The organism is Pseudonocardia zijingensis (assembly GCF_042657305.1).
Taxonomy (GTDB): domain Bacteria; phylum Actinomycetota; class Actinomycetes; order Mycobacteriales; family Pseudonocardiaceae; genus Pseudonocardia; species Pseudonocardia zijingensis.
The window spans coordinates 51,877-63,478 of the sequence record NZ_JBHSKO010000022.1 but is presented as its reverse complement, the minus strand read 5'-3'; the positions used below and the strand labels follow the sequence as shown (position 1 = coordinate 63,478).

General features: G+C 76.5%; 12 protein-coding genes and 1 riboswitch. Of the genes, 10 read left to right on the top strand and 2 right to left on the bottom strand.

Going from position 1 to position 11,602, the window contains the following annotated elements; genetic code table 11:
- Nucleotides 1-3: 3 nt before the first annotated feature.
- On the bottom strand, nt 4-1,242 hold the full coding sequence (locus ACFPL3_RS31620) for an FAD-dependent monooxygenase (protein WP_343946982.1): 1,239 nt from the start codon (nt 1,240-1,242) through the stop codon (nt 4-6).
- An 85-nt stretch (nt 1,243-1,327) separates the two neighbouring features.
- On the opposite strand from ACFPL3_RS31620, the gene ACFPL3_RS31615 reads away from it, so the two are divergent.
- The 8 genes from ACFPL3_RS31615 to cobA all read left to right on the top strand — a co-directional run bounded on the left by ACFPL3_RS31615 (nt 1,328) and on the right by cobA (nt 9,130).
- Complete coding sequence (locus tag ACFPL3_RS31615; protein WP_343946981.1) at nt 1,328-1,864, top strand: TetR/AcrR family transcriptional regulator; 537 nt, start codon at nt 1,328-1,330, stop codon at nt 1,862-1,864.
- Between the two features lie 76 nt (nt 1,865-1,940).
- On the top strand, nt 1,941-2,753 hold the full coding sequence (gene cobM, locus ACFPL3_RS31610; RefSeq protein WP_343946980.1) for a precorrin-4 C(11)-methyltransferase: 813 nt from the start codon (nt 1,941-1,943) through the stop codon (nt 2,751-2,753).
- Between the two features lie 31 nt (nt 2,754-2,784).
- The gene (gene cbiE / locus ACFPL3_RS31605; RefSeq protein WP_379589887.1) at nt 2,785-3,966 is read left to right on the top strand and encodes a precorrin-6y C5,15-methyltransferase (decarboxylating) subunit CbiE; all 1,182 of its coding nucleotides are present in this window, start codon (nt 2,785-2,787) and stop codon (nt 3,964-3,966) included.
- Nucleotides 3,963-5,690 carry a precorrin-3B C(17)-methyltransferase gene (cobJ, locus tag ACFPL3_RS31600; protein ID WP_343943383.1) on the top strand — a complete coding sequence of 576 codons (1,728 nt, stop codon included), beginning with the start codon at nt 3,963-3,965 and terminating at the stop codon, nt 5,688-5,690. Before cbiE ends, cobJ begins: the two co-directional genes overlap by 4 nt.
- Nucleotides 5,691-5,717: 27 nt before the next feature.
- On the top strand, nt 5,718-6,203 hold the full coding sequence (locus ACFPL3_RS31595; RefSeq protein ID WP_343943384.1) for a Fic family protein: 486 nt from the start codon (nt 5,718-5,720) through the stop codon (nt 6,201-6,203).
- A gap of 220 nt (nt 6,204-6,423) precedes the next feature.
- Entirely contained in the window at nt 6,424-7,020 is a 597-nt protein-coding gene (locus ACFPL3_RS31590; RefSeq protein ID WP_343943385.1) for a precorrin-8X methylmutase, read from the top strand.
- The gene (locus ACFPL3_RS31585; protein WP_343943386.1) at nt 7,017-7,913 is read left to right on the top strand and encodes a sirohydrochlorin chelatase; all 897 of its coding nucleotides are present in this window, start codon (nt 7,017-7,019) and stop codon (nt 7,911-7,913) included. Before ACFPL3_RS31590 ends, ACFPL3_RS31585 begins: the two co-directional genes overlap by 4 nt.
- Nucleotides 7,913-9,130: a uroporphyrinogen-III C-methyltransferase gene (gene cobA / locus ACFPL3_RS31580; protein WP_343943389.1), complete on the top strand. Its 1,218-nt coding sequence runs from the start codon at nt 7,913-7,915 to the stop codon at nt 9,128-9,130. The genes ACFPL3_RS31585 and cobA overlap by 1 nt, the downstream gene beginning before the upstream one ends.
- Before the next feature lie 17 nt (nt 9,131-9,147).
- Here cobA and ACFPL3_RS31575 read toward each other — a convergent pair whose 3' ends face one another.
- Nucleotides 9,148-9,900, bottom strand: a complete 753-nt coding sequence (locus tag ACFPL3_RS31575; protein ID WP_343943387.1) for an SDR family NAD(P)-dependent oxidoreductase — start codon at nt 9,898-9,900, stop codon at nt 9,148-9,150.
- Between the two features lie 86 nt (nt 9,901-9,986).
- Between ACFPL3_RS31575 and ACFPL3_RS31570 the strand changes: the two genes are divergently transcribed.
- Nucleotides 9,987-10,841 (top strand): helix-turn-helix domain-containing protein, encoded by an 855-nt coding sequence (locus ACFPL3_RS31570; protein ID WP_343943388.1) that lies wholly within the window; start codon nt 9,987-9,989, stop codon nt 10,839-10,841.
- Between the two features lie 4 nt (nt 10,842-10,845).
- Entirely contained in the window at nt 10,846-11,406 is a 561-nt protein-coding gene (locus tag ACFPL3_RS31565; protein WP_379589883.1) for a cyclodeaminase/cyclohydrolase family protein, read from the top strand.
- Between the two features lie 62 nt (nt 11,407-11,468).
- Nucleotides 11,469-11,580: riboswitch (cobalamin riboswitch) on the top strand.
- Nucleotides 11,581-11,602: the final 22 nt, after the last annotated feature.

Sequence of the window (11,602 nt, the reverse complement as noted above, 5' to 3'; positions counted from 1 at the left end):
CCCTCACCCGTCGTCGCGAGGGGAGGGCGGCCGTGCTGCAACGGGGGCGCCGTGGCCGGGCAGCGGGAACGAGCTCGCCGCCTCGTCGACCCGGCCGGTGAACAGCCGCTCGAGCGGTCCGAGGTGGGGGAGCGCGGCGAGCACGCGGTTGCGCACCCAGAGGGCGGTGCGCGAGCGCGGGATCAACGCGTCGCCGCCGGACGTGGCGAGCCGCTGGTTGCGCTCCACGAACGGGCGCAGCAGCCGCTCGTACGCGGCGAAGGCGGCGGTGTGGCCGCCGACCGCCGCGGCCAGCTCGCCGGCGAGCACGTACGCCCCGACGAGCGCGAGGCTGGTGCCCTGGCCGGACAGCAGGGCGGGGGCGTACGCGGCGTCGCCCACGAGCGCCACGCGGCCCGCGCTCCACGCCGGCATCCGGATCTGGCTCACCGTGTCGAAGAAGAAGTCGTCGGCGGTGCGCATGGCCGCGACCAGGCGGGGCACCTCCCAGCCGCCGCCTTCGAACGCCGCGGCGACGGTGTCGCGTTGTGCGGCGACGTCACGGTGGTCCACCACGAACCCCGGCGGGGTGGCGAAGGCCAGCACCCCGATCAGCCCGTTCCGCCCGGGGAGCGCGTAGCAGCCGGCCATCCGGCCGGGCGCGTTGTGCACGAGCACCTCGCGGTCGAGCCCGCCGCGGTCGGCCACCGAGAAGCCGGCGAAGGCGAAGCCCAGGTCGTGGCGGTAGCGCGCCTCCGGCCCGAACGCGAGTGCGCGGACGCCCGAGTGCAGCCCGTCGGCGCCGACCACGAGATCGACGGTGCGCGGCTCGGCGTGGGCGAACGTGACGTGCACGCCGTCCGCGTCCTGCTCGAGCACGGTGACGGCGTCGTCGAACAGGTACTCGACGTCGTCGCGGGTGTGCTCGTGCAGCAGGCGGGCGAGGTCGCCGCGGGGCAGCTCGACGTCGCGGCCCTCGGGGCTGCCGGTGAAATCCTCCGGGGTGATCCGCGCGATCCGGCGGCCTCGGGCGTCGACGATCGTGGTGTGCCGGGTGGCGACATGGGCAGCGCGCACCGCGGGCAGCAGTCCCATGCGGTCGACGACGTCGACGGCGGCGGCGCGCACGTCGATCGGGTAGCCGCCCCCGCGGACGGCCGCGCCGCGCTCCACGACCAGGGGCCGGAGTCCGTGGCGGTGCAGCCAGAACGCGAGGGCCGGCCCGGCGATGCTCGCGCCGGAGATCAGGACTGTGCGGGTCATGCTCGCTCCTCCCAGGTGCCTACTTGCCGCACGGTAAGTAGCTACTGACCGGGCGGCAAGTAAATAAGCCGCTAGGCTTCGCGCCGTGCCGCGTCGCAACGCCGATACCAGGGAGGACATCCGCGCCGTCGCGCTGGAGCTGTTCGCCGAGAACGGGTTCGAGCAGACCAGCCTCCGCCAGATCGCCGAGCGACTCGGCATCACGAAGGCGGCGCTCTACTACCACTACCCGTCCAAGGACGAGCTGCTCTCCGCGCTCGCCCGGCCCCTCGTCGAGGACCTCGAGGGCTTCCTCCGCCACGCCCGCGGTGCCGGCCCGGACGACGCGCCCGACCTGCTGCGTCGCTACCTCGCGCTGTGCCACCGCAACCGGCGGCTCCTGCAGAGCGTGCTGCGCGAGCCCGCCGTGCTCGCCCGGCTGGGGCTGCTCACCGCGGTGCTCCAGCGGCGGCTCGAGGTCGACCGCGCGCTGGTCGGCAGCGACCTGCCCGCTGACCGGGTCCGCGCGATCATCGCCTTCGGCGGCCTGCAGGACTGCGTGGTGCTGATGGGCGACGAGCCGCTGGACGGCTACGCCGACGCGGCGGTCGAGACGGCCCTGCGGGCCCTGCGGCCGGCGTGATCGCGCGGAGTGCGCAACGTCGCACTCCGCCCGGCCGGATGGACTCCACGGCCGCGCGCAGCACAGACTGACCGGCGTGGAGCGCGGGAAGGTGTCGTTCGTGGGTGCCGGGCCGGGTGCGGCCGACCTCATCACGTTGCGGGGCGCGCGGCGGATCGCCGAGGCCGACGTCGTGATCTGGGCGGCGAGCCTGGTGATGGCGGAGTGTGTCACCGAGCACGCGCGGCCCGACGCGGAGCTGGTGGACTCCTCGCAGATCGCGCACGAGGACGTCCTCGCCCTCTACCGCCGCGCGGCCGCCGAGGGGCTGCGGATCGCGCGCGTGCACTCCGGTGACCCGTCGTTGTGGGGCGCGGTGCAGGAGCAGTACGACGCGGCCGAGGAGCTCGGCCTCGAGGTGGAGATCGTGCCCGGGGTCTCGGCGTTCGGGGCCGCCGCCGCGGTGGCGGGCCGCGAGCTCACGATCCCCGAGGTGGCGCAGTCGGTGGTGCTCACACGGCTGGAGGGCGGCAAGACGCCGATGCCGCCGAAGGAGAAGCTGCGCGAGTTCGCCCGACACGGCACCACGATGGCGATCTTCCTGTCGGCGGCGCGCTCCGGGCAGATGGTCACCGAGCTGCGCGCGGGCGGCTACGCGGACGACACCCCGGTGGTGGTGGCCCACCGCACCAGCTGGCCCGACGAGCTGACGTTGCGCTGCCGGCTCGACGAGGTCGAGCAGGTCTGCAAGGAGCACAAGCTGTGGCGCCACACCCTGTTCCTGGTGGGGCCCGCGCTCGGCGCCGCGGGCACGCGCAGCCACCTCTACCACCCGGGCCACTTCCACACGTTCCGCAAGCCGGACCCGGCGGCCCGCAAGGCCCTGCGCGCGGCGCGCCGCTCGTCATGACGCGCCGTCCGCTCTGCAGCCGGGCGGCGCGGTGCTGACGGTCGTCGGGATCGACGGCGGGGCGCTCCCGGCGCCCGCCCGCGACGCGATCGCGCGGGCCGAGGTGGTCGCCGGGGCGGCGCGACACCTGGACGCCGTCGCGGTGCCGCCGTCGGCCGAGCGCGTGGTGCTGGGGCCGGTCGAGCCTGCCCTGCGGCAGCTGACCGGGCGCCGGGCCGTCGTGCTGGCCAGCGGCGATCCCGGGTTCTTCGGCATCGTGCGGCTCCTGCGCGCGGCCGGGCACGCGCCGGTGGTGTTCCCGGCGCTCTCCAGCGTGCAGCAGCTGTTCGCGCGCTTCGGCCGCTCGTGGGACGACGCCGCGGTCGTGAGCGCGCACGGGCGCGACCTGCACCGCGCGGTCAACGTCTGCCGGGCGCGCCCCGCCGTCGCCGTGCTCACCGGACCGGGCGCGGGCCCCGCCGAGATCGGCGCCGCGCTGCTGGGGTGGCCGCGCACGCTCGTCGTGGCCGAGGACCTCGGCGGCCCGGGGGAGCGGCTCGTCGAGCTGCCCCCGGCCGAGGCCGCCCGCCGCGACTGGCACCCGCTCACCGTCGTGCTCAGCCTCCGCGACCCGTCGGCGGTGCCGGCCCGGGGCTGGTGGGCGGGCGGCGAGCCCGTGCCCCCGGCCGGCGGGTGGGCGCTCCCCGACGACGCGTTCGAGCACCGCGCCGGCATGGTCACGAAGGCCGAGGTGCGGGCGCTCGTGCTGGCCCGGCTCGCCCCGCGGCCCGGTGCCCTCGTCTGGGACGTCGGGGCGGGGTCCGGGTCGGTCGCCGTCGAGTGCGCCCGGCTCGGCGCCGCGGCCCTCGCCGTGGAGAGACGCCCCGACGACGCCGCCCGGATCGCCGCCAACGCGGCCGCGCACGGCGTCGACGTCCGGGTCGTCGAGGACGAGGCGCCGGCGGCGTTCGCCGGGCTGCCCCGGCCGGACGCGGTGTTCGTGGGCGGGGGCGGGCCGGACGTCGTCGCCGCGGCCGCGGGGGCGGGACCGGAGCGCGTGGTCGTGGCCCTCGCGGCGCTGGACCGGATCGCGCCCACCCGCGCCGCGCTGCAGGCCGCGGGCATGACCGTGGCCGGGGCGCAGCTCGCGGCGTCGCGGCTCGCCGACCTGCCCGGGGGCTCCGTGCGCCTGGCCGCCACCAACCCGATCACGATCCTCTGGGGAGAGCGATGATCGCCCTGTTCGCCGTCACCGACGCGGGCCGGCGGGCCGCGGCCGAGGTCGCCGCCCCGCTGGAGGCCCGGCTGCACGCGCTCGACGAGCTGCCCGAGCTGTGGCCCCGGCTGGACGCCGCGGTGTTCTTCCTCGCCACCGGCGCCACCGTGCGGCTGATCGCTCCGCTGCTCGGCGACAAGCGGGCTGATCCGGGCGTGGTCTGCGTCGACGAGGCCCGCCGCTTCGCCGTGGCGCTCACCGGCGGGCACGAGGGCGGCGCCAACGCCCTCGCCGAGCGGGTGGGCACGCTGCTCGGTGCCGAGCCCGTCGTCACCACGGCGTCCGACGCCACGGCGGCGACCGGTGTGCACGACCTGGCCGCCACCCTCGACGCGGTGGTGGACGGCGACGCCGCGGCGGCAGGCCGCGCGCTGCTGGACGGCACCGCGGTGGTGGAGAACCCGCTGGGGGTGCCGCTGCCGCCCCTGACCCAACGCCAGCATGGTGGCTTTACTGGCGTAATCGGCCAGCAAAGCCACCATGCCGGCGCCCCCGCCGGCACCCCCGCCGGCACGCGGATCGTCGTCACCGACCGCCTCGGCGAGGACGCCGCGGTCCGGGTCGTGCCGCGCACGCTCGTCGTCGGCATCGGGTCCGCCCGGGGCGTGTCCGGTGAGGCCGTCGCCTCGGCGTTGCGGCGCATCGAGGCCGACCACGGCTTCGACCTGCGCGCCGTGCGGGCGTACGCCAGCGTCGACCTCAAGGCGGACGAGGCCGGGATCCTCGCCGCCATCGCCCCCGACGAGCTGCGGACGTACCCGGCGGAGGTGCTGGCGCAGGTCGCCGTGCCGAACCCGAGCGAGGTGGTGCGGGCCGAGGTCGGCACCGCGAGCGTCGCCGAGGCGGCGGCCCTGCACGCCGCCGGCGAACTGGGCGGCGGGGCTCCCGTCGAGCTGGTGGTCGAGAAGGTCAAGGGCGACAACGTCACGGTCGCGGCCGCGCGGATCCGGCCCCGCGGCCGGCTCGCGGTGGTCGGCCTCGGGCCGGGCGCCGCCGACCTGCGGACCCCCCGCGCCGAGGCCGAGCTGCGCCGCGCGTCGGTGGTGGTGGGCCTCGACCAGTACGTCGAGCAGGTCCGCCACCACCTGCGCCCCGGCACCGAGATCCGCGCCAGCGGGCTCGGCGACGAGGAGCAGCGCGCCGCCGACGCCGTGGCGCTCGCCGCGAAGGGCCACGCGGTGGCGTTGATCGGCTCCGGGGACGCGGGCGTCTACGCGATGGCGAGCCCGGCGCTGCAGCAGGCCGGACCGGGCATCGAGGTCGTCGGGGTCCCGGGCGTCACGGCGGCGCTGGCGGCCGCGGCGCTGCTCGGCGCGCCGCTCGGGCACGACCACGTGCTCATCTCGCTGTCCGACCTGCACACGCCGTGGCCGGTGATCGAGCGGCGCGTCGCCGCGGCCGCGAAGGCCGACCTCGTGACCTGCTTCTACAACCCGCGCAGCCGCGACCGGCACTGGCAGCTCGGTGCCGCCCTCGACGCGTTCCGCGCGCACCGCCCGCCGTCCACGCCGGTCGGGGCGGTGCGGCAGGCCAGCCGCAGCGGGCAGCGGGTGTGGACCGCGCCCCTGTCCGAGTTCGACCCGGCCGAGGTGGACATGCTCACCACCGTGGTGGTCGGGTCCTCGGCCACGCGGATGGTGGCGGGGCGGATGGTGACGCCGCGGGGATATCGCTGGAGTTGAGTGGTATCACCGCGGTGCCATCGAGGCATGGCCATGACTCTGCGGCTCACGGATGAGGAGACCGAGGCTCTGCGCGCGCAGGCCGAGATCGAGTCGCGCTCCATGCAGGAGGTGGCGCGAGCTGCCCTGCGGGAGTACGTCGCGCGCCGCGGCAACGCCCGGCTGGTCATCGCCGACGCGGCGGTCGAGGGCGATCCGATCGTGCGAGACATCGGACTCCTCGAGTCGGCGCTCGGCAGGCCGCGGGCCACGGTCTTCGGCAGCGATGCCTATCCGACCTTGCACCTGAAAGCGGCCGCGGTGCTGCACTCGATCGCTCGCAATCGCGCGCTCCTCGACGGCAACAAGCGGCTGGCCTGGGCGGCCACCGCCGTGTTCCTCGGTATCAACGGTCATCGGGTCGTGACCGGCCAGGACGAGGTGGTGGACCTGGTCCTGGCCGTCGCCGCCGGCACCCTCGACGACATGGAGAAGATCGCGGCGCAGCTCGAGGCCTGGTCGCCGGCGCGCTGAGCGGCTGCCTACGGACGCCGACGTGGTCGGCGATGCGACATCGCGCACGGGACGGGGGAGCGGGGGCCGAGGGGGGTTAGGCTCGACCGGCCGCGTGGGAACCCGGTGCGAGCCCGGGGCGGTCCCGCCACTGTCACCTGCCACCCGGCAGGGAGCCAGACCTCGCGCGGCACACCACCCACCCGACCCCGTCCGGGCGTGGACACCCGGGGAGGAGCACATGAACGCGCGCGCCGCCGTGCATCCCATCGAGCTCGAGTCGTACGAGATCCTGCGCAGCAGGCTCGACACCACCGATCTGCCACCGCTCACCCGCGCCGTCGTCGAGCGCGTCGTGCACACGAGCGCCGACCCCACGTGGGCGGGCGAGCTCGTCGCCGCCGAGGACGCCCTGCGCGCCGGCCGGGCCGCCCTGCTGGCCGGGGCGCCGCTGATCACGGACGTGCGGATGGTGGCCGCCGGCGTCACCGCCCGGCCGGCGACCGTCGCCCTCGACCTGGCGCCCGCGCCGGAGCCGGGGCTCACGCGCTCCGCGGCCGGGATCCGCGCCGCCGTCGCCCAGCACCCCGACGGGGCCGTGTGGGCGATCGGGAACGCGCCCACCGCGCTCGCCGAGCTCGTCCGCTGCGCCGCGGCGGGCATGCTGCACACCCCGCTGGTGGTGGGGCTGCCGGTCGGGTTCGTCGGGGCGGTCGAGGCCAAGGCGGCGCTGCGTGCGTCGGGGCTGCCCGCCGTGTCCAACCGCGGCGAACGCGGCGGGGCGGCGGTCGCCGCCGCTGCCGTCAACGCGCTGCTCTACGCCGAGGGGGCCGCGTGAGCGCGCCGCTGCTGCTCGTCGGGCACGGCACGGTGGACACCACCGGGGTGGCCGAGTTCGTCGGGTTCACCGACCGGATGCGCGGGCTGCTCGAGGCCGACGGGATCGGCGTGGCGGGCGGGTTCATCGAGCTGTCCGCCCCCACCGTGCACGAGGCGTGGACGGAGCTGTCGGCGCGCGGGGCCACGACCATGGCCGCCGTGCCGATGGTGCTCGTGGCCGCGGGCCACGCGAAGGGCGACATCCCCGCCGCGCTGCAGCGCGAGGTGGTGCGCGACCCGGCCACCGGCTACGTCTTCGGCCGGCCGCTGGGCCCGCACCCGCTGCTGCAGCAGGCGGTGGAGGCCCGGATCGCGCAGGTCGCCCCCGCCGACGGCACGGCGGTGCTGCTCGTCGGCCGCGGCTCCACCGACCCGGATGCCAACGCCGAGGTCTGCAAGGTGGCCCGGCTGCTGCAGGAGGGCCGCGGCTACGACTTCGTCGAGCCCGCGTTCGTCTCCCTGACCGGTCCCGACGTGCCCGGCGGGCTGGCCCGGTGCCGGGCGCTCGGCGCGCGGCGGGTGGTGGTGGCGCCCTACTTCCTGTTCGACGGCGTGCTGCCGCGCCGGGTCGGGGAGCAGGCCCGCGCGTTCGCCGCCGCGCACCCGGACGTCGACGTGCGCGTCGCCCCGCACATCGGTGACTGCCCCGAGCTGGCCGAGCTCGTGCTGGAGCGCTACCGCGAGGCCCTGCAGGGCGACATCCGGATGAACTGCGACACCTGCGCCTACCGCGTGCTGCTGCCCGGCTTCGAGGACAAGCTCGGCGCCGCGCAGACCCCCCACCACCACCCGGACGACCCGGCGCACGGCCACGGTCATGGGCACGGCCACGGACACGTCAAGGCGGGATGATGCTCACCGTGGATCCCTACCTTGTCGGGCTCGACCTCGCCGGTCGCCGCGTCGTCGTGGTCGGCGGCGGTGTGGTGGCCCAGCGACGCCTCGGCGGCCTGCTCGCTGCCGGTGCCGACGTGGAGGTCGTCTCCCCGGAGGTCACGCCCGCCGTCGAGGCGATGGCCACGGCCGGCGAGCTGCGCTGGACCGCCCGCGGCTTCCGGTCCGGTGACCTCGACGGCGCCTGGTACGCGATCGCCTGCACCGACGACCGCGCCGTCAACGCCGCGGTGGGTGCGGAGGCGCTCGAGCGGCGGGTGTTCTGCGTGCGCGCCGACGACGCCCCCGAGGGCAGCGCGGTCACCCCGGCCGTCGGCAGCCACGACGGGCTCACGGTCGGCGTGCTCGCCGGCCGCAACCCGCGCCGCTCCGCCGCCGTGCGCACGGCGCTGGTGGAGGCGCTGCACGCCGGGGTCGTGGACGACGCCGCCGAGCCGGTGCACCCGGGCGTCGCGCTCGTCGGTGGCGGGCCGGGCGACCCGGAGCTGATCACGGTGCGGGGCCGGCGGTTGCTGGCGCGCGCCGACGTCGTGGTCACCGACCGGCTCGGCCCGCGCGACCTGCTCGACTCCCTCGCCCCGCACGTCGAGGTCGTCGACGCGTCGAAGATCCCCTACGGCCGGGCGATGAACCAGGCGCGGATCAACGAGCTGCTGATCGAGCACGCGCGGGCGGGCAAGTTCGTGGTGCGGCTCAAGGGCGGCGACCCCTACGTCTTCGGCCGCGGCTTCGAGGAGGCCCTCGCGTGCGCCGATGCGGGCGTGCCCGTCACCGTCGTGCCCGGGGTCACCAGCGCGTTCGCCGCCCCGGCCGTCGCCGACGTGCCGGTGAGCCACCGCGGGGTGGCGCACGAGATCGTGGTGGTGTCCGGCCACGTGGCGCCGGACGACCCGCGCAGCCTGGTCGACTGGCCCGCGCTCGCGCGGCTGCGCGGCACGATCGTGCTGATGATGGCCGTGGAGCGGATCGGCGCCTTCGCCGCGGCGCTGATCGACGGCGGCCGCCCCGCGGACACACCCGTCGCGGTGGTGCAGGACGGCACGATGCGCATCCAGCGCTCGCTGCGCGCCACGCTCGCCACCGTGGCCGACGAGGTGCGCGCGCAGGGGATCAACCCGCCCGCCGTGGTCGTGGTGGGACCGGTGGCGGGCCTGGGCGAGGGCGTCACCGGTTGATCGTCCCGGTTTGATCGTCAGGGCCGCATCATGACGAACGTGCCCGAGAGGTGGGTGCCCGCGTCGCTGCACAGGTAGGCGCACAGCCCGACGAGGTCCTCGGGCTGCCCGACCCGGCCGCCCGGGTACGTGGCCGCCACCCGGGCGATGTGGTCGGCGCCCGCCACCTCGCGCATGCCGGGGGTGTCGGTGAGCCCGGGCGCCACGGCGACCGTCCGGATGCCCTGGTCGGCGAGCTCCTGGTGCACGACGTTGCTGAGGATGTTCATGCCCGCCTTGCTCGCGCCGTACGCCGAGGCGCCCGCCAGCGACTGCACCGCGCCCTTGCTGGACATGTAGACGATCCGGCCGCCCCCGCCGCGGATCATCAGGGGGGCCGCGTGCCTGGTGACGAGGAACGCGCTGACGAGGTTGGTCTCGAGCAGCGACCGGAACTCGGCCGCGTCCATGTCGAGGACGGGCCGGCCGGTGACCATCGCGCCGGCGTTGTTGATCAACCCGTCCAGTCGGCCCCAGTGCGCGTCGACGCGGGCGACGGCGGCGGCGACCTGTTCCTCGTCGGTCACGTCGGCCACCACCGCGAGTGCGCGACCGGCGCCGCGGCGGCGGGTGATCTCGCCGGCCACCTCCTCGGCGGTGGCCGCGTTGCGGGTCAGGACCACGACCCGGGCGCCGAGGTCGGCCAGCCCGACGGCCACCGCGCGGCCGATGCCGCGCGCCGCGCCGGTGACCATGACGATGCGATCGGAGATGTCGAGTGGGTGCGTCACGGCGGCGACGCTAGGTCCGCCGATCACCGGCCGGGTATCCGTGCGACGTGCACCCGGATCCGCCTGCGCAGCCGTACCGTCGGGGCATGGGTACGCAGACCGGCAACCGGCTGGGGGAGTTCCTGCGCGCCCGCCGCGAGCAGGTGCAGCCGGGCGATCACGGGATGCCCGCGCCGCTCGACCGCCGCACCCCGGGCCTGCGGCGCGAGGACGTGGCCGCGCTCGCGGGCGTGAGCACCGGCTACTACGTCCGCCTCGAGCAGGGCCGGGAGCGCAACCCGTCGCCGCAGACGATCGACGCGCTGGCCGACGCGCTCCGCCTGGACGCCGATGCGCGCAGCTACCTGCACGGCCTCGTCCGGCCCGCTCCGGCGCTGCCCCGCCGCCGGGCCGACGACCGGGTCGGCGCCGGGCTGGTGGCCCTGATCGATAGCTGGCACGACACGCCGGCCCTGATCATGAACCGCTGGACCGACGTGCTGGCCGCCAACCCGCTCGCCCGCGGGCTCTACTCGTGGATCCTCGACTCCGGCGAGCGGAACCTCGTGCGGGCGGTGTTCCTCGACCCGGCGGCCCGCGACTTCTACCCCGACTGGGAGTACGCGGCGGCCAACGTGGTGGGGAACCTGCGGCTGCGCGCCGACGGCGACCTCGACGACCCCCGGCTCACCGCGCTGGTCGGGGAGCTCAGCCTGAAGAGCGCGGAGTTCGCCCGGCTGTGGTCGCGCCACGACGTGCGGCGCAAGCGCGGCCAGGTCAAGACGGTGCGCCACCCGGTGGTCGGGGAGCTCGAGCTCGACGTCCAGCCCCTCACGGTCGACGAGTCGCCCGGCCACCAGCTGGTGGTCTACCGCGCCGAGCCGGGCAGCCGGACGGCGGAGGCGCTGGCGCTGCTCGGGTCGCTGGTGGCCCACCCGGCCGCGCCGGGCGTGCGACAGTGAGCGCGTGGCCGAACCGTCGCTGCTCGACCTGACCGTCCGCGAGCTGCTCGACTCCGTCGCCGCCCGCACCCCCGCACCCGGGGGAGGCGGGGTGGCCGCGATCGTCACGGCCATGGCCGCCGGGCTCACCGCGATGGCCGCCCGGTTCGGCGACGGCGCGGTGGCCGGGCGCGCCGACGAGCTGCGCGCCACCGCGGCCCCACTGGCCGACGCCGACGCCGCCGCCTACGGGGCCTTCCTGGAGGCCACCCGCCTGCCGCGCGACGACCCGGGCCGCGCCGAGGCCGTCGCGCGCACGCGGACGGAGACGATCGCGGTGCCCGCCCGGATCGCGGACGTCGCGGCAGAGGTCGCCGGGCTCGCCGCCGACCTCGTCCTCAACGGCAACCCGCACCTGCGCGGCGACGCGGCCGCGGCCGTGCACCTCGCCGCCGCGGCCGCGGCGACGGCGGCCGAGCTGCTGGCCGCCAACGTCAAGGGCGAGCAGGGGGTCGCCGAGCGTGACCGCGCCCGGGAGCTGGCCGAGGCAGCCCGGGTGCTCGCGGCGCAGGTCGACCTGAGCTGAGCCGCGGGCGCGGCGGCGTCGCAATCCTCACGCCGCATTGACCGGCGCGCCCGGCGTGTGCTGCAGTTCTCTGCGACGGCAGTGCAGGAAGCCGGTGCGAGTCCGGCGCGGTCCCGCCACTGTCACCGGGGAGCACCCCGGGAGCCAGACACTCGCTGCCGTCACGACTCCACCGAGCAGAGGGCGCGGACCCTCG